The organism is Acidovorax sp. 62, from assembly GCF_002754495.1.
In the GTDB taxonomy this organism is placed as follows: domain Bacteria; phylum Pseudomonadota; class Gammaproteobacteria; order Burkholderiales; family Burkholderiaceae_C; genus Acidovorax.
The window spans coordinates 4,802,473-4,824,552 of the sequence record NZ_PEFJ01000001.1; the positions used below are offsets into that span (position 1 = coordinate 4,802,473).

A 22,080-nucleotide genomic window follows, 5' to 3' on the forward strand; every position below is an offset into this window, starting at 1 on the left:
TTAAAAAACTGGAGGAGGATGTGCGCGGCTATCGCTATCAGGGTGGGCAGGTCATTGTTTATCTGTTGGCGATTATTCCTGCTGTGTGTTTGGGAATATTTATTGTTTTCAATACAGCGGTCACTGCGCGCGAGAAGATGAAGCTGCAGAACAGTGCAGACGCGATCAGCTACAGCGCCTCCACGGTTTTTGCCCGACAGCTCAACTTTTTGGCGTACACCAATCGGGCGATGGCTGCCAATGAAGGCGGCGTTGCGTTGATGGCCAGTCTGCAGACCTCGGTGGGTATGGTGGTCTCCACTGCGGCCAACATCCAGGTGGCGGGGATGCAGATTGAGGCGCAAAAGGGCATTTGGAACCTTGCGCAAGCTGCCGCTGCGGCGGCGCGGCTGGATTTTGTCACCGCCGTGATGCGACTGGAGAAGTACGCGGAAAACGTTGTTGCGGCCGCCAAGTACGCCAAACGGGCCGACAACATTGCTGAGGTGATCAGCCCATCTGCGAAGCCGTTTCAGTTAATGGCCGATGCGTTGCGCGTTTTGAATCAAGCGATTTCGTTGGCGCAGGCGGCCACGACAGGTGCCAGCATTCCTGAGGCGGTGGTCATCGCCAAGGATGTGCTCAATGAAAACGACCCCAATGCCTATCTGCCCACGGCGGCCAATGCACCACTGATCGCCACTTCGTCCCTGGAGGTGCTGGATTTCATTCGCTTGTACAAAACCACAGACGACAGAGACAACGGCGAAGAAGATTTTTCTGACGCCATGCGTTTTGCGCACGCTGCGCAAACGACGCGGGATGACTTCACGAAAGAGCGCCGGATTTTGCCACTGCTTTTCTCCGACGGCATTGGCAAGTTGCAATCCGATGGCGCATCGTTCGATGCGGGCGACAGCCCGGTCGCTGCTGCACTGCAGGCGCTGATTCAGGGGGCCGTGAGCTGGAAGGGCGGCACTGAATTGGTAGCGACGCGGGGCAGCACGTTGCTGCAAGAGCGAGGGCGCATTCGCTGGCAGTCGGCCGACGCCTTGATGGTGGCGGGCACGGGGCCATTGCTGGGAGAGCGGGTGATCGGTGACTTCGGCATGGGGGCCGCTGCAGCAACGAGCGGTCGATGGTATGACGACAGCGGCTGGTCGGGTAAGCGCCTTGCGCTTCGCTCCTACGACGAGAGCTTCAAACCCACCAACGTGGATCCCACGTACCAAAACGACGAAAAGCGGGACTACGGAAAACTCACCAAAGATGGGCTGTGGAGCAGCGCCATTTATGGAGCGGGCCGAGACGATGACGGCGACATCCTGGCAACACCCATCATCGTGGGCCAGTACGGCGCGGCCTACAAATACAAGCCCCGCACCGAAATTGGCTTGGTGACCAACAATTTTTCGATGCCCCGTTACTGGGACGTGCGCCAGGTTCGTTCGTTCAAGGCCAAAGACCAGGACAAATGGTGGAGCGACCTGGCCATGACCAGTGTGAACCCTCGCAAGTGGGGCAGCCTGACGGACAACGGCCCCACCATTTCTGTAGTGGTTGGCAAAAAGGGCAGCGACATTGGCACCGCTGAGCAGTCGCGCCATGGCTGGGCTGGGCGTGAAAACAGCGTGGGGTTAAAAGACAAATTGTTTGGTGGCGACATCAGCGTCCTTTCGTCTGCCCAGCTGTATTTCAAGCGTCCGCAAGACCGCTGGCAGCGCCGCGATCTCACCAAGGACGACTACAAGGTGGTGACGATTGCTGGCAAGTCCATCCAGATAGGTTTTACGGGGGGCTATGTGGAGCACAAAAGCCTGTTCTCTCCGTACTGGCAGGTGCACAACGTAGAGCCTTCTATTTGGGCGCGTGGAGTGGCGGTTGCTGGGGTGGCTTTGAGTGGGTCTGAGGGCGTCTTCAGTGGCTCATCAGAAGCCGACAACAGCGACGCGAACCGTTGAAAAGCCTTGAAAGAAGTCGCTGTGTCTGCCCTTGCCTTTAAACCTCGCCTGCCGGTTGGTGTGAGTGCGCTGCGTCGCCATGGCGGCGCATCTGCCTGCCGGTGGGGTGGCGCACTTTGGCGCAGCCCTGTCGGGTCGTTTGCAACCATTCACCCCGTTTGAGATCTGGACATGAAACGCACTGGTGTCGGAAACATCCGGGGTGGCTGGCGGAGCGCGCATGAGGGTAGCGCGCTCACCGAGGTGATTCTCATCAGCAGTTTTGCCGCACTGCTGTTGGCCGCAATCCCATTGATTGCTGGCTATGGTTCCGCCCGCATGGAGGTGACCGCCGCTGCCAAGCTCAATGCCTGGCAGCGTTCGGTGTGGTTTCCTGATGCCACCGAGACCGAGGCGATGTCTGCGGACCAATACAAAGGTGCCAGTGGCTCCATTCGCAAGTCGGATGCAGAACTTGTGAATGATTCACGCCGACATGTCTTTCGGGACACGAAGATGGATGCCGATGAGTCGGTGCATGGTGAACAGGTGGCTGAGTTCACTGCCGGGCAGGTGCAGATGCCCAAGTACAACGAGTCTCTGACGGTGCGCACCACCGCAGCCAGTTTGCCTTCGGTCGCGGCATTCATGGACGGTGTTTTCTCTGAAATCGGTAAGGTTCAAAACCTTGCCAAAGGGGAGTCGATTGCGAAGTTTCGCTTCGTCACCCAAGGCTATTTCCGCACCGACGTCGAATTGGTGCGCGGTGCGGGCTCGGTGGCAGAGCGGTTTCCCACAGAGTTTGGTCTGAAGACCTCGGCGTTGCATCGCAATGATGTTCCGTTGCCGTTGCGCCTGGAGATCAAAGACCACGTCACCATGCTCAGCGAACCTTGGAGCGCTGGGGGCACGAACCGGGAAGAATCCAAAATCCAGGGCTTGGTACCTACCAAGCTGCTCGATCGGCCCGAGTACCAAGATTTCAGGGCGCCACTGCACCAGCTGAGCTACACGCTCAAAACCATTTGGCCTACGTTTGACCACAAGAGCCTCACGTTTGGTCTGCAGCCCGGTGATGCGCAAGAAAAATCTGCGCCATTGGACCGGTATGAGTGGCAGCAAAAAATCCCTGCCGACAGTGCTTACAACGAAAACCCGGCTGAACACGATTGCGGCCCGCTGGAAAAACCAGGCAGCAAGGACTGCTTTCGTTACTACCGCTCGTTCCCCCCGCCTCCTGTGGTGAACACCCTGCCATGAGGATGCGTTTGCATGCAGGGCTGGGGCCCTGTGTTCGTGTTCGGCCGCCGTTGCGGCATGCCGCGGCCATGTTGCTGGTGTGGCTTGCGTGTTGGGCTGGGCCAGCGCTGGCCCAGGCATGGCCTGCCATCCACTGGCCTGCTGTGTTGGTGCCCGACAAAAAGGTGTCTGCGTATTGGGTTGCAGAGCGCCTGGTGCAAAACGGTGTGCCCATGCAGATCAAGGGGATTGATCTCTCTGGGAGCACAGAGCGAGAGGTGACGTTTTACCGGGACTGGCTCCAAACCAAGCGGGATTTTGTCGAGACGCGTTTGAATGGAAATCTCGTCATGGCGGCCCGCGATGGCGACTTTCGCATCGTGGCGGAATTCAAACCGTCCAAAGAGGCTGGCAAGACCCAGGTTCGATTCACCACCGCCTGGGTATACGGAAAGGTTCCAGACATTGTGGGTCCGCAGTTGGCGCAGGACTTGGCGTTGACGATGCCACTGGGCACCGATCAACTCTCGGACACGTTCTCTTTTGATGCCGACCTGGTCAATCGAACCACGGTGTACGGCAACAGCCTCAGCGTTGAGGCCAATGAGCTGTACATCCGCGAGCAGGCGCTGTTGCGCGGCTGGACTGTGGTCGGGCGCAGCACCCTCAAAGGTGGGCTGCGGATTCAGACCGTTTTGAGGCGCAACAAGCAAGAAGCCATTGTCGCCACCACCCGCAATGGCCAGTTTTGCTCCATTGTGATCAGCAACACCCTGCAGCCGTAACGGATGTCACGAATGCGCGCTAAAACCCACAAAGCGGCCATCCGCATGGCCGGGCAGGTGATGACGGAATACGTCATCGTTGCCGGCATTCTGGCCATTGCTCTTTTCGTCAAGGTTCCTTGGGCGGACAAGTCCGTTTTTTACATGTTGATCGAAGGCTTCAGAAAAGCCTGGGTCTCTTATTCCTACACGATTTCTCTGCCATGGTGACCTCCAATTCAACCAACAACAGCCGATTCGCCAAACTCGCGATAGGATCGCGCCGCGCTGCGCCCTTGATTGCCGCGCTGGTGCTCGGCGCCATCGCCGCAGTGCTGGGCTGGTACTACCTCAAGACCTCTGAGCACGAGATTCAGCAAAACCTTGCTTCTGAAGTGGAGCGACAGCGCTCGGATGTCGTCGTGCCGGTGCAAGACTTGCGCCCAGGCACCGTGCTGACCCCTGACTTGATTGCGCAGCGTAGGGTGCCCACGGCCTACTTGCATTCCGACTCCATCCAGCCAGGCGCGATCGAGGCCTACATTGGCCGGCAGCTCACCGTCGGGGTTGCGGCCGGTAAGCCTTTGTTGGCCGGATTTTTCTCGACGCCGCAAAAGCTGTTTTCCGAAGAGCTGGAGCGTGGTGTGCGCGCCGTCACGATTCCTGTAGACGAGGTCAGCTCCATATCGGGGATGTTGCGGGCCGGGGACTACATCGATTTTCTGTTTATCGGTGACAACGCGTCAGAGCGACAGACGGGTGATTCGGTGGTAGTGCCGTTACTGCAGGATGTGGTCGTTCGTGCAACCGGGCAGATCACGTCCGAGCAATTTGCCGAGCTGAGAAAAAGACCAGATGGGGCTCCGAATGGGGACCCATACCGTCAGCGCACCTACACCACCGTGACGGTGGCGCTGCCACCCATTGATGCGCAGCGTCTCATTTTGGCCCAAAAGATGGGAAAGATCGTTGCTGCCCTGAGAAATGCAGAAGACAGGCAGCACATCGCAACAGGCACGGATGGGCGTGACTTGACGAACTACATCGAGAGTTTTCGAAAGCGACTGATTGAGCCGCCTGCAAAGCAATCTACCGACGTGATTGAGTACATCGTTGGAGGCAGTGGCTCCAGGAGCAGGCCTCAAGAGCCGCTGGCTGCCTTGCTTGCGCCACCCACGGCAGATCGCTCCGCCTTGCGTTGAACGGATTGGATCGTGTCCGCCATCGCCTTACTTTGCCCTGCTTTGCCACGTTGTTTCTCGCTCCCAGATATGAAATTCTCCATCCTTTCCCCCATGCCCCGGCCTTGTTTCGCGTTGCTGTGCATGGCGCTTTTTGGGCCCGTCGCCGCGCACGCCTTGACGCTTTCCGGATCGCTTGACACGGCTGCGCCAGCGCAAGCCGCAAAAAGCCCCGACGCCGTGCGTGCCGCTGCCATGGGGGAGCTGATTCGGGCGGCCCAGGGCCTGCAGGCCACCTCGGAGCCCAAGTCTCCATCGGCGCCGAATGCCCCGGCATCTGCTCAGTCGCCGGGGTTTCGCTCGGTGCCGGTGCTTGCCACGGCGCAGTCTGGTGATGCAGCGGTGGCGGCCAATGGCGCAGCTCCGCTGCGGCGGCAGCCCACGGTGCTCAATGCGCTGCCTAGCTCCCTATCGCTCTATGTGGGGCAGATGAGCTTGATTGAGATTGGAGACGTCGCTCGGGTGGCTGTGGGCAATGGCAAGGTGATGGAGGCGCGGGTTGTTGATGGGAAAAACATGCTGCTGACGGCACTGGATGGCGGTGAAAGCACCATCCATGTCTGGAACAAACGGGGGCAAGTCAAAAGTGTGAAGGTGCGCGTGAATGTGATGGACCTTGACCGCATTCACGAGGAAATATCCAGCCTGACGGCAGGCATCGCAGGGGTCAGCTTGTTCCGGGTGGGCGAGAAAATCATTTTGGACGGGGCCAATCTGGACCCGGCCGCCGTGTCCCGACTGCGCGACATTGCCGCCCTGTATGGGCCTGCCGTTGTGTCGTTCGCCACATCCGAACGCTTGCGTGTCGACCGCATGGTCGAGGTGCAAGTGCGCATTGTGGAGTTCACCAAGTCGGCACTGGATGATTTGGGAATGAAATGGAGTACCTCTGCAGATGGGTTCAATTTCGGGCTGTTTTCTGACATCGCATCGAACAGCAACTTTCGTGTGCTGCCTGACGGATCGCCCTACCTCAACACCGACAACAACTATGGCTCTGGCGCCCTGTTGGGGCAGACGCGGCGCAGCCCGCAGTACTACTTTGGCTTGAGCACAGCACTGCATTCGACCATCAACTTGCAGGTTCAACGTGGCAATGCTTACCTGCTCGCGTCCCCAACACTCACCACGCGCAGCGGGGGGGATGCCAAGTTCTTGTCCGGTGGTGAGATACCGCTGCCCGCCATGAGTGCACTGGGCACGGGCTCTGTGAGCTACAAGCCCTATGGGCTGCGGCTGGATATCAAGCCCGTAGCGGACGGGGTGGGAACCATTTCAGGCTCGTTGCTGGCAGAAGTCAGCAGCATCGACCAGTCTGTTTCGGTGCAAGGGATTCCGGGTTTGCAAACCCGACGCACCGAAACCGAGTTCAACGTGAATGATGGCGACACCATCGTGATCTCTGGCCTGCTTAGTCGCTCGTCGACACGGGGCTCAGACGGCTTGCCGGGTCTTCGCAATCTGCCTGTTTTGGGCTGGGCGTTCAAGAATGCCAACGACAGCGACAAGCTGCTTGAAACCGTGGTGTTCTTGACGCCCAGGGTCGTCAATCCAAAAGACTCAGTTTCCCGCATTGAGCGAGTCAACAAGTTGGAGAAAAACATATCTCAGGGCTTTGGTGACCTGACGGAAGACCTGTCGGATACGCCGCCCAAGAAATTGCCCACACCGGTGAACCTCGACGCCCTGGACCCGAGGTAATCCGAGAGCCCGTGGCAAAGCGCACCTTGAGCTATTTATGCACAAACTTCTTCTGAACTCACCCCGCCAAGCCATCCAGGAGCTGCCGCTGAATGTGGACACCTTCACCATTGGCAAGGCCCCTGACCGTGATCTGATCTTGTCGGGGTGGAACGTGGCCCGTGACCATGCGGTCGTGATTCAGCACGACGGCATGGTCTTTGTCGAAGACCGTGGCAGCCTGTTTGGAACATGGGTCAACAATGAACGCGTGACGCGCTACGGGCCCTGCCGAGGCGGTGAGGAATTGGTCGTCGGGGGGCATTCGCTCATCGTTTCGCTGGACGAGTCGTTGCTTGAGGCGCCCGCCGAGGTCGGTGTGGCCCATTCGGGCCCGTCGCACCCATCGGCATCCGCAGCGCCCAGCACTAGCCAGCGCACCGAAGACCCATTGCTGCATTGGCGGCGGGCTTTGCATCGCGTGCTGCTGGAGCAGCTGGAGGTGCGGCGCATTGACACCATCAAGATGAAAGACGACGAGCTGCGCTCTAACGTGCGCGCGTTGATTGCCGAAATCATCCGTGACTCCGCAGAGTTGCCAGAAACCATCGACAAGGCTGAGTTGAGCCAGCAACTGCTGGATGAGGCCATCGGGCTGGGGCCTATCGAAGTGCTGCTCAAGGACGAATCCATCACCGAAGTGATGGTCAACCGTTTTGATGAGATTTGGATTGAGCGCCGTGGGCGCCTGGAGCGCACCGATGTGTCCTTCACCAGCGACTTGGCCGTCAATGGCGCGATAGAGCGCATCGTGACGCCATTGGGGCGCCGTATCGACGAAAGCTCGCCCATGGTGGATGCGCGTCTCAAGGATGGCTCGCGCGTGAACGCCATCATCGCCCCTCTCGCAATTCGGGGGCCGAGCATCACCATCCGGAAGTTCCCCAAAAACCGCATGGGCGCCGAAGGCATGGTGCAGTACAAGTCCATATCCCAAGCGATGGTGGAGTTTCTTCAGCTGGCCGTCGGCAACAAGCTCAACATTGTGGTCTCAGGGGGAACCGGTACGGGCAAGACGACGCTTTTGAACCTGATGTCGAACTTCATTCCCAACAATGAACGGATCGTGACGGTGGAGGATGCTGCGGAGCTTTCATTGAATCAGCCCAATTTGGTGTCTCTGGAGGCGCGTCCCCCCAACATTGAAGGCAAGGGCGCTGTCACGATCCGGGATTTGGTGAAAAACTCGCTGCGCATGCGGCCCGACCGGATTGTGGTGGGCGAGTGCCGAAGTGGCGAAGCATTGGACATGCTGCAGGCCATGAACACAGGGCACGATGGATCGCTCACCACCCTTCACGCCAACACACCCCGCGACGCGGCTGCGCGGATGGAGGTGCTGGTCACCATGGCCGGCATGAACATCCCGGTGACCGCCATTCGGGAGCAGATCGCCTCAGCGATTCATTTGATCGTTCAGCTCACGCGCTTTCCATGTGGCAGTCGCAAGGTCACCCAAATCACCGAGGTGCTGAGGTGTACCGATGGCGTCATTCAGATGCAGGACATTTACGTTTTCAAGAAGTCTGGGCTGGATGCAGAGTTCAGAACGCAGGGCACCTTTGAGGCCACGGGTGTGATTCCTGATTTTGTGTCCCGACTGGTCGAGCATGGTGTGCCAGTGAACATGCAAGAGCTGTTTTTCAACACGACGACATCATGAAGTCATGGCAGCTTGTCGGCTTTTTGCTGGCCTCGGTGGGTTTTGTATTGGTGGTCTCTTGGCTGTTGTTCAGTCGATTTGAGGCACTAAAAAATCGGCTGTCTCACTATCTACAGCATCGCGCTTTGTCCACACTGGACATCTCCAGCTTTCATGCGCAAAAGGCTTTGTCGCTTGCGACGGGGCATGTGGTTGCGGTCGTGTTGATGGGGCTTTTGGCCTACTTGCTCACGCGCAATCTTTTTTGGGCTGTGGCGACTTGCTGCTTTGCCTACTTCATGCCGTCGAAGTGGTATGCGTTGCAGCGCAAAAAGCGGCGTAAGCGCATCGAGGCGGAGTTACCTGATGCGTTGCTCTTTATTGCCAGCGCGTTGCGTGCGGGCAGTGCGCTGTCGGTGGCTTTGCAGATTTTGGTGCGCGATCAAAAGGGGCCGCTGGGTGAGGAGTTTTCGGTGGTGCTCAAAGAGCAGCGCCTGGGGCTTTCGTTTGACGATGCCATCCAAAACATGTCGCAGCGCATCCAGATTCCGGATTTCGTGTTGGTGGTGGTGGCCCTGCGGGTGGCCAAGGAGGTCGGGGGCAATCTGTCGGAGCCGCTGCAGCAGCTGGCAGAAACACTCAGAAAAAAGGCGATTCTGGAGGGGCGTATTTCTGCTTTGACGGCCCAGGGGCGTATTCAAGGCATTGTGATGACGATGTTTCCCGTGGTGCTCATGGCGATTTTGTATTTCATGCAGCCCACCATGAACCTGCTGTTCGTCACGCCCATTGGCTGGGCCGTTCTCAGCGTGATGATTGTCATGCTGACGCTGGGTTACTTTTCCATTCAAAAAATTGTCGCGATCGACATCTGAGCCATGCAAAGCGCCATCTTGGTCTCTGTGACCTTTGTTTGCGGTGTGATGGCCGCAATACTGCTGCTGTATAGCATTGCGATTGTGCGCAAGGCTCGCCCTTCCAATCGCGAGCACATGGACCCATTGCCTTGGGGAATTGCTCTGGTGTGGGGTGCCGTGAATGTGCTCCAGTCCCATGTGTCCGAGATCGCGCCGACTTCCATGCTGCTGCGCTGGAAGCGCAGGCTGCAATTGGCGGGTTTGGAGTACATCCTGCGGCCCGAGGAATTCATCGCCGTTCGCGCGATTTCCATGGCAATTGCCGGAATCTTGGCAGGTCTGGTCGCGTGGTTTCTAAAGCTCGATGGCGTGTGGACTCGCACATTGGTACTGGGCGCCCTGGCCTTGGGATGGGTTTATCCGGCCATCTGGGTGGGCGACAGGAAAAAGCGCCGTGACAAGGAGATTTTGCGTACGCTGCCGGGCTACCTGGACCTTATCACGCTGTGTTGCCAGGCGGGTTTGGGGTTGTCGGCAGCCATCTCCCAGGCTGTGCAAAAAGGCCCCCGGGGAGCGCTACACGAAGAGTTTGAGCGATTGCTGCGGGAGATGCGCACGGGCATGAGCCGTATCGATGCGCTGAACGCGATGGCAGAGCGCATGGACAACAAGCACATTCGAGGCCTGGTGTCGAACCTGACGCAGGCGGAATCATTGGGGGCCAGCATTGCCGATACCTTGGCCGCGATTGCTGACCAGCGCCGCACGGAGCGCTTTCAGCATGCCGAGAAGCTGGCCATGGAGGCTCCAGTCAAGATGCTGGGGCCGCTGGTGATCTTCATTTTTCCAGTGACGTTTTTGGTGATTTTTTTCCCCTTGGCGGTGCAAATGTTCTCGACTTTGAAATGAGCGCCGTGATCTCCCGTGAATTGAAGGTGCGCGTCGCGCGGCGTTTTCACGAGCGCGCTTTGGGCCTGATCGTTGAGCCGCAGCCCATTTCAGGGCAGGGGTTGTTGTTTGAGCGTTGTGCTGGCGTGCACACCTTCTTTATGCGTTATCCCATCGACGTTGTGTTTCTCGACCGAGACTCTCGTGTGCTCAAGGTTGCCCACCACGTCAAACCCTGGCGCTTGGTGTGGTGCCGCGGGGCCCACCAGGTGCTGGAGTTGCGCCAGGGAGACGCATCCCTTTGGGGTGTCCGAGAACAACAGCCACTCAGGTGGAGCTGACAGGATGAGCACAATGAAACGTATTGGATCGAGGGGGCGACTGCGGTGCAAGCAGAGCCGTGGTGTGCGCGGTGTCTCCATGACAGAGACCTTGATCGCTTTGCCGGTGGTTTTGGTGTTGTCGCTGTCAGTGATTCAGTTTGCCCTCATTTACCGCGCAAGCCTGACGGTGCAGTACGCTGCCCATGAGGCGGCGCGGGGCGGTTCTTTGAACAATGCATTGCCTGTCCCTTATGAGCTGCGCATTCCCAGCAGCAGAAAAGGCATGTTGCCCGATGCGGTTCTGGGGAATGTCAAATCCGCGCTCACCAAGGGCAGTGTGTGGCAGGGACTGGTGCGCGGCATGATGCCGTTGTACGTCAAGGATGCCAGCGTGGGGGGGGTGTTCAAGGGCTGGGCTGACACGCACGTGGACCTGCTCAAGGCGGGTTGTGTGGAGTATCTCAACCCGACACAGAACACATTTCTGGATTGGGCCATGGTCGAGAACTATGGGGAGCATCGCGGCATCGTTCGCATACCCAATGACACCCTGCGCTACCGCAAACCATTGCCGTACGAGCGGGACGCCAAGACCAGCGCGGTCGATACCGCAGCAGGCAATTTGAACGACCCAGGTAACCCTCGGCTGCGCGGCGCTGCCTCCAACAAGACGCTGGGCGAGAGCAACATCCTGCACCTGCGCGTGCACTACGGCTACAAGCTGAATGTTCCGATCGCCGGGCCCATCATCATCAAGGCGATGCAGGGCTACGCTTACGTGTCGCATAGCTTCCAGTCGGTCATGACCACGAGCGGGGGCGTGAAGCCGGACGGTGCATCTACGCGCTCGGCGATCGACGAGCATTTTTTGTCGCAGGGGCGCTTTCCGCTGACCAAGGAAGGGGTCGCTGGCATGCAGTCCAGTCTGTACTGGCATCCGTTCTATGCGTTTGGACCCCAAAGGGATGCCAGTGACATCAACGCTAGTTTCAACTGGAGCGTGGCGGGCTCCGGGAGTGGCTTGGAGCAGTACGCCACGATCGTGCCTGACTTGGTGGGCATCATTCGGGGGGGGGCGCAGTGGGTCACGGCGCAGGCAGGCAATGCCGCGTTGGGCGGCTTGAAGGATGCTGTGGGCTTGCGCAATGCGTTTTGTCCCGCTATCTGGAGCGATCCGCAAGGTGTCGAGAATGTGCCCAACCCATTCAGCGCGGCCAACTAAGGTGGGGCGGCGCATTGCTGCGGCCTCAGCGCTTTGGCGTGGAGTGTGGGGGCTGGCATTGGGCGGTTACGCCGCACTGGCTGCGGGGCAGACCGTTTGCGTGCACCAAGGGGTGGAGTATTTGCTCGGCGGGGCTACGCAAACCGGGCGATCTTGTGCCGCGGCACCGGCTGTCCAGGGCGGTTCAAAGGAGGGGCGCCTTGGCCCAGCGCCTGTGGCCATGGGTTCGTCCGCAACAGACGAGAGGCGGCTTATCTTGGAGCGTGAGCTAGAGAAAACGCAAGCGGACTTGGCGTCTGTGACGGGCAGTGACCAAGTGCCCAGCCCGCCGCAAGCGGCGCAGCGGCGAACAAGGTTGATGGCGGATGTGGCCGCATTGAAGGCCGAACTGGCCCGTTTGCGTTGAGCGGCTGAGCACGTTCTGCGACCAGACATCCCCCGACTGTGCAGCGCCAGTGCGGATGGGCGTTCGATCCATCGGTATCGTCTGGGCTCGTCCCTTTCTTTATCAGGCCCACAGCTGCTGTGTTGATACCTTGCGCTGCGTTTGGACACACTGAACGCCGCACCGGGTCTGAACTGCTAAAGCGTTGGCCCAAGCCTGGCGGGGCGCTGAGCCATCAACGCAGCGAGCGCAATTGCTGCAGGCGCTGCAGCACGGCGTCGATCACCGTGTTGGCGCCTTCCAGGTCGCAGCTCCACAGCATTTCCAGCAGCTCAATCAACGCAATCGCGTTGTTTTCCACCAAGGCCGCCTGGGCTGCGGCCTGGAGGTTGCGTGCCTCCAGATCATTCAAAACTTCGACCGTTAAACCCATGGGGCACTCCCTTTGTTATGTGGGTTTGATGGTAGGCGCTGGTATTGATGCTGGTCACGGCGCGGGCATGATCGAGATCAAAGGCGCGCCAGAAACTGCGGCCCTTGGGCGGTTGCAGACAGGTGCTCAGCCCCGGGGCGGAACGTTCAGCCCCTTGACCACCGCTGGACGCGCGACGAAGGCGGCCAGCACGCGCTGTACTTCGGGGAAGGCGTCAAACCCCACCAGCTCGCCCGCTTCGTAAAAGCCCACCAGGTTGCGCACCCAGGGCCATATCGCGATGTCGGCGATGGTGTAGGTGTCGCCCATGATCCATTGGCGAGCGGCCATGCGCTGGTTGAGCACGCCCAGCAAACGCTTTGATTCGTGCACGTAGCGGTCGCGTGGGCGCTTGTCTTCGTAGTCCTTGCCCGCAAACTTGTGGAAGAACCCGAGCTGCCCAAACATGGGGCCCACGCCGCCCATCTGGAACATGACCCACTGCAGGGTTTCGTAGCGCCCGGCGGCGTCGGCGGGCAGCAGCTGGCCCGTCTTTTCGGCCAGGTACACAAGGATGGCGCCGGACTCGAACAGCGCCAGGGGCTGGCCGCCGGGGCCGTTCGGGTCGAGGATGGCGGGGATCTTGTTGTTCGGGTTCAGCGACAGGAACTCGGGCGACATCTGGTCATTGGTCTCGAAGCTCACCAGGTGCGCTTCGTACGGCAGGCCCAGCTCTTCCAGGGCGATGGACACCTTCACGCCGTTGGGCGTGGGCAGCGAGTACAACTGCAGGCGGTCAGGGTGCTGGGCGGGCCACTTGCGGGTGATGGGGAAGTGGGAGAGGGCGCTGGCGTGGTCGGGCATGGTACTCCTTGGGGGGGTGAACGGTTGAAACACCCACCAGCCTAAACCGCCGTACACATCGTTGCGCCATCAGGGTTTTGTGACCTTGATGGCCTGCTGCAGTGCTGGCGGGCAGCGACGATAATCCGCAGATGCAGATTCGCTTTACCAAAATGCAGGGCGCTGGCAACGACTTTGTCGTGCTGGACGAAACCCAGGGCCGACTGGGGCTCACGGCCACGCAATACCGCTACCTGGCCGACCGCCACTTTGGCGTGGGGGCCGATCAAATCCTCACCGTGCGGCCCTCGCCCGCAGAGGGCATCGACTTTGAATACGTGATCCACAACGCCGACGGCGGCGAGGTGGAGCAGTGCGGCAATGGCTCGCGCTGCTTTGCCCGCTATGTGCGCGACAAGGGCCTGACGGACAAGGACACCATCCGCGTGCAAACGCTCAGCGGCGTCATCGCCCCCCGCCTCACGCCCGATGGCCGCGTCACCGTGGACATGGGCCGCCCGGTGCTGGAGCCCGCCCGCGTGCCCTTTGACACCGCTGGCCTGCAGCCGGTGGCGCAAGGTTCAGGGCAAAAATGGCCTCTAGCGCTTGATGTACCAGCGCAACCAGCTACTGTTTTGGTAGCGGTTGTGTCCATGGGCAATCCGCATGCGGTGCAGCTGGTCGATGATGTGGACACCGCCCCCGTGGCCATCTGGGGCCCGCTGGTCGAGCGGCATGTGCGCTTTCCGCAGCGCGTGAACGCGGGCTTTTTGCAGGTGGTGAGCCGCACCCATGTGCGCCTGCGCGTGTTTGAGCGTGGCACGGGCGAGACGCTGGCCTGCGGCACCGGCGCCTGCGCGGCCGTGGCCGCGGGCATTCGCCTGGGGCTGCTCGACAACGAAGTGCATGTGGACATGCGCGGCGGCCGCCTCACCATCGCCTGGAGCGGCCAGGAGACGGACACCCTTTACATGACGGGCCCGGCCACCACCGTGTTCGAAGGCCAGATCGACATTCCTGACACCCTATGAGCAGCACCCACATCCCCCCGATCACCGAAGAAGACATCGCCAACTTTCTGACCAACACGCCTGGCTTCTTTGAACGCCATGCCGAAGTGTTGGCCAGCGTTCAGATCACCAGCCCCCACGGCCAGCGCGCCGTGAGCCTGCAAGAGCGCCAGGCCGAGATGCTGCGCGAAAAGATCAAGGGGCTGGAGCACCGCATCATGGACATGGTGCGCAACAGCAACGACAACACCGCCATTGCCACCAAGGTGCACCAGTGGACCAGCGCCCTGCTGCGCGTGAAAGACCCGTTTGACCTGCCCGAGGCAGTGGTCAGCGGCATCCGCACCCTGTTCGATGTGCCCCAGGCCACGGTGCGTGTCTGGACGGTGGCAGGCCCGTACATCGACGCCGACTTCACCCAAGGCGCCAGCGAGGACGCACGGGCGTTTGCCTCGTCGCTGACTATGCCGTTTTGTGGCCCCAACCTGGGCTTTGAGCCTGCGGGCTGGCTGGCGCAGGACGCGGGCGGTGAGCCCGCTCAGTCCCTGGCCTTGCTGCCGCTGCGCGAAGGCGCCATCGACAGCGCCACCCCCGCGTTTGGCCTGCTGGTGCTGGGATCGCAAGACCCGCAGCGCTTTGATGCCACCATGGGCACGGAATTCCTCTCGCGCATTGCGGAGCTGGCCAGCGCGGCGCTGGTGCGGTTGAAGTGAAGCCCCCCCTGAGCCGCTTCGCGTCTTCCCCCCCCGAGGGGGGGACGCCACCCCTGGACCGGCAAAGCCGGCTCCACGGTGGCACTGGCCTGTGGCCGCGCCGGTTGCGTACGCTGTGCCCCAGTGGGGGCTCGGACACGCCGGGGTCTGCGCGCAGGTTCTGCTAGAGCCTCATGTCCGACGCCGTGGTCGCATCACTCCCCACCGATCCCCAGGTTCTGCGCTACCTGGAGCATGTGCGGGTAGAGAAACGGCTGGCGGCGCGCACGCTCACGCTGTACACACTGGACCTGGAAAAGCTCGCGCAGTTTGCCGCAGGGGTGAAGACGCCGTTGCTGCAGCTGACCAGTGCGCACATCCGCCGGTTTGTGGCGCATATGCACAGCGGTGGGCGCAGCGGGCGGGGCATTGCGCTCATTCTCTCGGGCTGGCGTGGGTTTTACACCTGGGCGGGGCGCCAGGGGCTGGTGGCGCACAACCCCGTGCAGGACGTGCGCGCACCCAAAGCCCCCAAGCCTTTGCCCAAGGCCTTGGGTGTGGACGATGCGGTGCGCCTGGCCGATTACGAAAACACCGGGGCCGACCCGTGGCTGGAAGCGCGCGATGCCGCCATGGTTGAGCTGCTGTACGGCTGTGGCCTGCGCGTGGGCGAGCTGGTGGGGTTGGACGCCGTGGCCAGCCCGCAAGCCCAGCGCGAAGGCCGTGGCTGGGTCGATTTGCAGGCGGGTGAAGCCCATGTGTTTGGCAAAGGCAGCAAGCGCCGCAGCGTGCCTGTAGGCCGGGCTGCGGTGCAGGCCTTGCAGGCTTGGCTGGCCTTGCGGGCGCAGCCGTTTGGGGCCTCCTCAGCCCGGCTCGATGGGGCCTTGTTCGTGGGCCAGCGCGGCAAGCGTCTCACAGCCCAATCCGTGTGGCTGCGGCTGCGCCAGCGCAGCCAGCTGGCGGGGCTCACCACCCCGGTGCACCCGCACATGCTGCGCCACTCGTTTGCCAGCCATGTGCTGCAGTCCAGCAGCGACTTGCGGGCGGTTCAGGAGCTGCTGGGGCACGCCAACATCACCACCACGCAGGTGTACACGCGGCTGGATTTTCAGCACCTGGCCAAGGTGTATGACGCGGCCCATCCCAGGGCCAAAAAGAAATCCCCCTGAGCGGCTGCGCCGCTTCCCCCAAGGGGGACGCACCCGGTGGCCTGGCGGAGCCAGTTCCACGAGTGCGCTGGCGTGACCGCGCGCGCTGCTGATGGCATGCCCACATGGTCGGCTTGTCGTGCCTAGGCGGCCGCGCGGCGGCGTGTTGTGTGTTGTTTCCAGGTGGTTCGCCATGGGAACCAAGAGGCAAGCCAATGCATCCGAGCAGAGGGGCGCTCGCTGTGGGGGCCGTGGAGCTGTTGACATGCTGCGGAACTGGATCAAGTCAAACCGTGGGTTCCTCGTGCTGTTGTTGTGCTTTGGCATCTTTCGCACAGCAGTGGCCGACTGGAACCCTATCCCCTCAGGCTCCATGCGGCCGACGTTGTTGGAGGGCGATGTGGTGTTCGTGAATCGGCTGGCGTATGACGTCAAGCTGCCGCTGACGGACGTGGTGCTGCTGCCGCTGGGTGAGCCGCAGCGTGGCGATGTGGTGACCTTTACGTCGCCGCAAGACGGCACGCGCCTCATCAAGCGCATTGCCGCTGTGCCGGGCGACCGCGTGGAGATGCGCAACGAGGTGCTTTACATCAACGGCCAGGCCGCCCAATACGACGCACCCGAGGTGGTGCAAGAGGCCGTGGGTGTGGGCGCTATGGTGCAGGCCACGCGCTGGACGGAGCGCTTGGGCGGGCACGAGCGGCGCGTGCAGTGGTTGCATGGCGTGCCTGCACGCAGCACGTTTGACGCCATTGAGGTGCCTGCAGGCCAATACCTCATGCTGGGCGATAACCGAGACGACAGCGTGGATTCACGCTACATCGGCCTGGTCCCGCGCCACCTGCTGATTGGGCAGGCACGCCGCGTGCTGGTGTCGGCAGACATCCTGGGGCATTGGGCGCCCCGGCTGCAGCGCATTGGCCTGCCGTTGTAGCGCACTGCGCGGCTGTGCTCAGCGCGGTGCCATGCGTTCCTGGTCGGCCAGCAGGCGGCGCAGGCGCGATTGTTCAAAGTCCAGGTAGCGCAGGCGGTCACGGGTCTCGCCGCGCTGTTTGTCGCTCAGGTTTTTGTCCTGCAAACGCTTTTCCAGCCGCCGAATCTCGCTGTCGTTGCTGTTGAGTGATTGCTGGGTGCGGTGCACCTGCAGCCCCGAGCCCAAAGCCATGGCAAAGGCCCCTTCGCTCGGGCGCCCACGGCAGGCGTCTTGTTTGCTGGTGTTGCCTTGGGTGCCCTCACGCCAGCCACTGTAAGGCGTGCAAAAGCGCGGAATCCCCGCTTCCCAGCCCGTCCTGTAGCGCTCGGCATCGGGGCGCACGCCCACTTCGGCGCAGTCCTTGGCGTAGTCGGCCAGCTGGCTGCGCGGGGGCTCGCCGTGGCTGCCGTCCTCCAGCCCCACCTGGTACCAGTCGGCCACTTTGCATTGCTCGGGGGTCATGCTGGTGCAGCCCGCCAGCAGCAGGGCTGTGGCTGCCGCAGCAGGCCACAGGAAAGGGGTCAATGGGCGCAATGGGGATTTCATGCGCGGCATCCTAGCCAGGGTTTGACGCCTGCGCCAGCAATGTTTGCGCGGCATGCGCGCGGGCCTGCCGCTGCAGGCGGGGCGGTCAATTCAGTGGGTGGCCACCGCTGCTTCGCCCAGCACGGTGTCTGCCAGAAATTTCTCGATGTCCAGCAAGATGAGCATGCGGTCGTCCACCGACCCAATGGCCAGCAGGTGTTCTGGGTCGAAGTTCGAGTCGAGTGCGGGCACGGGGCGCAGTTGCGAGGGCTCCAGCGTCAGCACGTCCGAGACGCCGTCCACCACCACGCCGATCACGCGCTGGCCGATGTTCAGCACGATCACCACGGTGAGGTGGTTGTATTGCACTTCGCTCACGCCCAGCTTGATGCGCAGGTCGATGATGGGAACGATCACGCCGCGCAGGTTCACCACGCCCTTGAGGTGCTCGGGCGCATTGGCAATGGTGGTGGGCTTTTCGTACGAGCGGATTTCCTGCACCCGCAGGATGTCCACGCCGTATTCCTCGTTGGCAATCTTGAAAGCTAGGAATTCCCGAATCTGGGTCAGCGCCCCGGTGCCACTGGAGGACGCTGAGAAGGAGGAGGGCGTGGCGGTTGCGGCGTTGATCATCGGATGCTCCGGCTTAAATGATAAAAATGTGAATCAAATTTTATCAATGAGATGGCGGTGTGTCAATTTTGGCAATTTTATTTCAGTGCGATGCCATTCGCTTGAGGGGCGGGCGCTGTGTGCAGGGATGGCTGCCTGCACAATCCAGGGATGAAAACGATCCGACTCAAGCAAGGCAAGGAGCGCTCGCTGCAGCGCCGCCACCCGTGGATATTTGACTCTGCCATCGCCAAAGGCGGTGGCGACAGTGGCGAGACGGTGCGCGTGGAGTCGCACGAGGGGCAATTTTTGGGCTGGGCGGCGTTCAGCCCCAACTCGCGCATCCGGGCGCGGGTGTGGAGCTTTGACGAGACGCAGCGCATTGATGCTTCTTTTTTCATAGCTGCTTGCGCTCGTTCTATCCGCGCTAGAGCACGATTTGATGTGAAAAGCGATGGCGTGCGGCTGGTGCACGGTGAGTCCGACGGGCTGCCAGGCCTGATCGTGGACCGCTACGGCGACACGCTGGTGGCCCAGTTCACCAGTGCGGGCACCGAGCGCTGGAAGGCGGTGCTGGCCGATGCCTTGTTGCAGGCCACGGGGCTGAGCAAGCTCTATGAAAGGTCAGACGCCAACGTGCGCCAACTGGAAGGGCTGGAGCCTGCCACGGGCTGGCTGCGGGGTGGGCCTGCGGCTGGGCAGCCCGAGCCGCCGCTGGAGCTGACCATCCACGAGCACGACTGGCGCCTGACGTTGAACATTGCCGAGGGCCACAAAACTGGCTTTTACCTGGACCAGCGCGACAGCCGCAAGCGCTTTGCCGACTGTGTGCAGCGCTTGAACCTGCGCAAGGTGCTGAACTGCTTTTGCTACACCGGCGGCTTCAGCGTGGCCGCACTGGCGGGCATGCGGGCAGCCGAGCAGGCGGGCGGGCAGGGCGGTGGCGAGGTGACTTCCATCGATTCATCCGGCCCCGCGCTGGAGCGGGCCCGCGCCCATGTCCTGCTCAATGGCTTTGACGTGGCGCAGGCCCGGTTCATGGATGCCGATGTGAATGCATCGCTGCGCCAGTTTTTGAAAGACGGTGTGCGCTTTGACGCCATCGTGCTGGACCCGCCCAAGTTTGCGCCCACTGCGGCGCATGCTGAGCGTGCGGCGCGGGCCTACAAAGACATCAACCGCCTGGCGCTGCAATTGTTGGAGCCGGGCGGTGTGCTGTTCACTTTCTCCTGCTCGGGCGGTATCAGTGCCGATCTGTTCCACAAGATCGTGGCCTCCGCCGGGGCTGATGCAGGGGTGGATGGCTACATCACCGAACGCCTGGGGGGCGCACCTGACCACCCGATGACATTGGAGTTTCCTGAAGGGGAATACCTCAAGGGCCTGGTGGTGATGCGCAAGGGCTGAGGCTGCGCACTCCCAGCGCATTTTTTCGCGCCGGGGGGGCTTGACACGATCGATACACTGGAAAAACCCGGTTTCAACCCGATCTGCGGGCTCGGTTGCCCAACGGGCGGGGGCTTTCGCTCCCGCCCTATTTCATTTGAAAGAGATTCCCATGGCACTCATTCCAGTCACCATCCTCACGGGCTTTTTGGGCTCGGGTAAAACCACCTTGCTCAAGCGTGTCTTGAGCGAGGCCCATGGCCAGAAGATCGCAGTGATCGAAAACGAGTTTGGCGAAGAAAACATCGACAACGACATCCTGGTGACGGACTCGAAAGAGCAGATCGTGCAGATGAGCAACGGCTGCATCTGCTGCACCATCCGCGAAGACCTGCGCGAAACCCTGCAACTGCTGGCCGCCAAGAAGCGCAAGGGCCTGCTGGACTTTGAGCGCATCGTGATCGAGACCACCGGCCTGGCCGACCCTGGCCCCGTGGCGCAAACGTTCTTTATGGACGAAGAGATTGCCGAGACCTACCTGATCGACTCCATCATCACCCTGGTGGATGCCAAGCACGCGGCTCAGCAGCTCAACGACCGCCAGGAGGCACGCCGCCAGGTGGGCTTTGCCGACCAGATTTTCCTGTCCAAGACCGACCTGGTGAGCGCCCAGGACGTGGACGCGCTGACGCATCGCCTCAAGCACATGAACCCGCGTGCGCCCATCAAGGCGGTGCATTTTGGCGAGGTGCCGATCAAGGAGGTGCTGGACCTGCGGGGCTTCAACCTCAACGCCAAGCTGGACATCGACCCTGACTTTCTCAAAGAAGAGGACGACCACAGCCACGGCGACCATGACCATGCGCATGAGGGGCATGAGCACCACGACCATGCTCCCGGCGAGGCGTGCAACCACCCCTCGCACCAGCACGGCCATGGCCACCACCATCACCACGATGACGACGTCAAGAGCTTTGTCTACCGCTCCGATCGCCCGTTTGACCCCGCCAAGCTCGAAGACTTCCTGGGTGCCATCGTCAACATTTATGGCCCGCGCATGCTGCGCTACAAAGGGGTCTTGAATATGAAGGGCACTGAGCGTAAGGTGATCTTCCAGGGTGTGCACCAGCTTATGGGCAGCGACCTGGGGCCACAGTGGGCCGAGGGCGAAGCCCGGTTGAGCAAGATGGTGTTCATCGGCATCGATCTGCCGCAGGACATCTTCCGCCAGGGGCTGGACCAGAGCTTGGTGTGAGCCGGGCTTGAGCCTGTGGCGAGCGCCTTTTCCCCTGGGGGAAAGACCTCGGTGTGTTGTATCTGCAACGTTTTCGTTTGCAGCGGCGCAGGTCGATACAATCGCGCCCCGGTAAAACCCCGGAAGGCTTGCCATCCGTCCCAGGCTGCACTTGCAGCCGGGGCCTGCCCGTATTGCGAGGAGACCAGGAAGTGAAAGCCGAAACCAGCAAACCCAAGGCGGCAACCAAAGCGTCTGCACCCGCGGCCAAGGCCGCTGCTGCCCCGGCACCAGCCAAGGCCATCAAGGCTGCTGCTTCCTCCAAGGTCGCAGCAGCCACTCCCGTGGCGCCTGCGGCGGTGCCCGCGTCGGCAGACCCGCAGGTGCCTCTGCGCACCACCCGGCCTTCTTCGCGTTTGGCCCAATTGACCGTACCATCCATGGCCCAAGCAGTGGCATCGACCGCTGCCAAAGCCAGTTACCAACACACCATGCCCACGACCGCGCCAGTGCACCCCACCTTCACCGCTGCAAAAAAAGACCCCAAGCTTGCCAACAACTGGAAAGCCAAGACGGCCCAAGAGCTGACAGATGCTGAAGTGCTGGCCATGCCTGACAGCGAATACATGAACGACAAGCAGATGGCGTTTTTCCGCCTGAAGCTGGTGCAGCTCAAGCAAGACATCCATAACAGCGCCGGTGAAACCACCGAGCACCTGCGTGAAGACACCGTGGTGGTGCCTGACCCCGCCGACCGCGCCACCATCGAAGAAGAACACGCGCTGGAGCTGCGCACCCGTGACCGCGAACGCAAGCTGCTCAAGAAGATTGAGCAGTCCATCGCCCGCATCGACGCTGGCGACTACGGCTACTGCGACGAAACGGGTGAGCCCATTGGTGTGGGCCGCTTGATCGCCCGCCCCACGGCCACGCTGTCGCTGGAAGCCCAGCAGCGCCGTGAACTCAAGCAGAAGATGTTTGGGGACTGAGCTTGCGTGAAAACCCCCGCCATGCCCGCTTGGACA

The 22,080-nt window shown here is 61.3% G+C and carries 22 protein-coding genes; 18 read left to right on the top strand and 4 right to left on the bottom strand.

What is annotated here, in order from left to right; translation table 11 throughout:
• The first annotated feature begins 137 nt into the window (after nt 1-137).
• The 11 genes from CLU86_RS21590 to CLU86_RS21640 all read left to right on the top strand — a co-directional run bounded on the left by CLU86_RS21590 (nt 138) and on the right by CLU86_RS21640 (nt 11,835).
• Entirely contained in the window at nt 138-1,940 is a 1,803-nt protein-coding gene (locus CLU86_RS21590) for a hypothetical protein (protein ID WP_099743064.1), read from the top strand.
• 171 nt (nt 1,941-2,111) lie between these two features.
• Nucleotides 2,112-3,179 carry a hypothetical protein gene (locus CLU86_RS21595; protein ID WP_099743065.1) on the top strand — a complete coding sequence of 356 codons (1,068 nt, stop codon included), beginning with the start codon at nt 2,112-2,114 and terminating at the stop codon, nt 3,177-3,179.
• A 206-nt stretch (nt 3,180-3,385) separates the two neighbouring features.
• Nucleotides 3,386-3,943 carry a hypothetical protein gene (locus tag CLU86_RS21600; RefSeq protein WP_143226763.1) on the top strand — a complete coding sequence of 186 codons (558 nt, stop codon included), beginning with the start codon at nt 3,386-3,388 and terminating at the stop codon, nt 3,941-3,943.
• Nucleotides 3,944-3,955: 12 nt separating this feature from the next.
• Entirely contained in the window at nt 3,956-4,153 is a 198-nt protein-coding gene (locus CLU86_RS21605; protein ID WP_233195160.1) for a hypothetical protein, read from the top strand.
• A complete protein-coding gene (gene cpaB, locus CLU86_RS21610) occupies nt 4,147-5,124 on the top strand; it encodes a Flp pilus assembly protein CpaB (RefSeq protein ID WP_099743068.1) in 978 nt (325 codons plus the stop codon). The genes CLU86_RS21605 and cpaB overlap by 7 nt, the downstream gene beginning before the upstream one ends.
• A gap of 156 nt (nt 5,125-5,280) precedes the next feature.
• Entirely contained in the window at nt 5,281-6,864 is a 1,584-nt protein-coding gene (locus tag CLU86_RS21615; RefSeq protein ID WP_233195161.1) for a type II and III secretion system protein family protein, read from the top strand.
• 37 nt (nt 6,865-6,901) lie between these two features.
• A complete protein-coding gene (locus CLU86_RS21620; RefSeq protein WP_099743069.1) occupies nt 6,902-8,566 on the top strand; it encodes an ATPase, T2SS/T4P/T4SS family in 1,665 nt (554 codons plus the stop codon).
• On the top strand, nt 8,563-9,420 hold the full coding sequence (locus tag CLU86_RS21625; RefSeq protein ID WP_099743070.1) for a type II secretion system F family protein: 858 nt from the start codon (nt 8,563-8,565) through the stop codon (nt 9,418-9,420). The genes CLU86_RS21620 and CLU86_RS21625 overlap by 4 nt, the downstream gene beginning before the upstream one ends.
• 3 nt (nt 9,421-9,423) lie before the next feature.
• Nucleotides 9,424-10,311 (top strand): type II secretion system F family protein, encoded by an 888-nt coding sequence (locus CLU86_RS21630; RefSeq protein ID WP_099743071.1) that lies wholly within the window; start codon nt 9,424-9,426, stop codon nt 10,309-10,311.
• The gene (locus CLU86_RS21635; protein WP_099743072.1) at nt 10,308-10,631 is read left to right on the top strand and encodes a DUF192 domain-containing protein; all 324 of its coding nucleotides are present in this window, start codon (nt 10,308-10,310) and stop codon (nt 10,629-10,631) included. Before CLU86_RS21630 ends, CLU86_RS21635 begins: the two co-directional genes overlap by 4 nt.
• Nucleotides 10,597-11,835, top strand: a complete 1,239-nt coding sequence (locus CLU86_RS21640; protein WP_233195162.1) for a TadE/TadG family type IV pilus assembly protein — start codon at nt 10,597-10,599, stop codon at nt 11,833-11,835. Before CLU86_RS21635 ends, CLU86_RS21640 begins: the two co-directional genes overlap by 35 nt.
• Before the next feature lie 620 nt (nt 11,836-12,455).
• Here CLU86_RS21640 and CLU86_RS22740 read toward each other — a convergent pair.
• Together CLU86_RS22740 and CLU86_RS21650 are read right to left on the bottom strand one after the other, a co-directional pair.
• The gene (locus CLU86_RS22740) at nt 12,456-12,653 is read right to left on the bottom strand and encodes a hypothetical protein (RefSeq protein WP_143226764.1); all 198 of its coding nucleotides are present in this window, start codon (nt 12,651-12,653) and stop codon (nt 12,456-12,458) included.
• Between the two features lie 126 nt (nt 12,654-12,779).
• A complete protein-coding gene (locus CLU86_RS21650) occupies nt 12,780-13,496 on the bottom strand; it encodes a glutathione S-transferase N-terminal domain-containing protein (protein ID WP_099743075.1) in 717 nt (238 codons plus the stop codon).
• Nucleotides 13,497-13,627: 131 nt separating this feature from the next.
• On the opposite strand from CLU86_RS21650, the gene dapF reads away from it, so the two are divergent.
• The 4 genes from dapF (at nt 13,628) to lepB (ending at nt 17,259) form a co-directional block, all read left to right on the top strand.
• Nucleotides 13,628-14,506 carry a diaminopimelate epimerase gene (gene dapF / locus CLU86_RS21655; RefSeq protein WP_099743762.1) on the top strand — a complete coding sequence of 293 codons (879 nt, stop codon included), beginning with the start codon at nt 13,628-13,630 and terminating at the stop codon, nt 14,504-14,506.
• Complete coding sequence (locus CLU86_RS21660) at nt 14,503-15,198, top strand: DUF484 family protein (RefSeq protein WP_099657902.1); 696 nt, start codon at nt 14,503-14,505, stop codon at nt 15,196-15,198. The genes dapF and CLU86_RS21660 overlap by 4 nt, the downstream gene beginning before the upstream one ends.
• A 173-nt stretch (nt 15,199-15,371) precedes the next feature.
• On the top strand, nt 15,372-16,346 hold the full coding sequence (locus tag CLU86_RS21665; RefSeq protein ID WP_099743076.1) for a tyrosine recombinase XerC: 975 nt from the start codon (nt 15,372-15,374) through the stop codon (nt 16,344-16,346).
• Between the two features lie 244 nt (nt 16,347-16,590).
• Nucleotides 16,591-17,259 (top strand): signal peptidase I, encoded by a 669-nt coding sequence (gene lepB / locus CLU86_RS21670; RefSeq protein ID WP_199175162.1) that lies wholly within the window; start codon nt 16,591-16,593, stop codon nt 17,257-17,259.
• An 18-nt stretch (nt 17,260-17,277) separates the two neighbouring features.
• Here lepB and CLU86_RS21675 read toward each other — a convergent pair whose 3' ends face one another.
• Both CLU86_RS21675 and CLU86_RS21680 read right to left on the bottom strand, forming a co-directional pair.
• Nucleotides 17,278-17,844, bottom strand: a complete 567-nt coding sequence (locus CLU86_RS21675; RefSeq protein ID WP_158236363.1) for a DUF2799 domain-containing protein — start codon at nt 17,842-17,844, stop codon at nt 17,278-17,280.
• Between the two features lie 90 nt (nt 17,845-17,934).
• Nucleotides 17,935-18,456 carry a chemotaxis protein CheW gene (locus tag CLU86_RS21680; protein ID WP_099743078.1) on the bottom strand — a complete coding sequence of 174 codons (522 nt, stop codon included), beginning with the start codon at nt 18,454-18,456 and terminating at the stop codon, nt 17,935-17,937.
• A 150-nt stretch (nt 18,457-18,606) separates the two neighbouring features.
• On the opposite strand from CLU86_RS21680, the gene CLU86_RS21685 reads away from it, so the two are divergent.
• The 3 genes from CLU86_RS21685 (at nt 18,607) to dksA (ending at nt 22,044) form a co-directional block, all read left to right on the top strand.
• Nucleotides 18,607-19,842, top strand: coding sequence for a class I SAM-dependent rRNA methyltransferase (locus tag CLU86_RS21685; RefSeq protein WP_099743079.1), 1,236 nt, complete (start codon nt 18,607-18,609; stop codon nt 19,840-19,842).
• A 151-nt stretch (nt 19,843-19,993) separates the two neighbouring features.
• Nucleotides 19,994-21,076 carry a GTP-binding protein gene (locus CLU86_RS21690; RefSeq protein ID WP_099659003.1) on the top strand — a complete coding sequence of 361 codons (1,083 nt, stop codon included), beginning with the start codon at nt 19,994-19,996 and terminating at the stop codon, nt 21,074-21,076.
• A 191-nt stretch (nt 21,077-21,267) separates the two neighbouring features.
• Nucleotides 21,268-22,044, top strand: coding sequence for an RNA polymerase-binding protein DksA (gene dksA / locus CLU86_RS21695; RefSeq protein WP_099743080.1), 777 nt, complete (start codon nt 21,268-21,270; stop codon nt 22,042-22,044).
• The last annotated feature ends 36 nt before the right edge of the window (nt 22,045-22,080 follow it).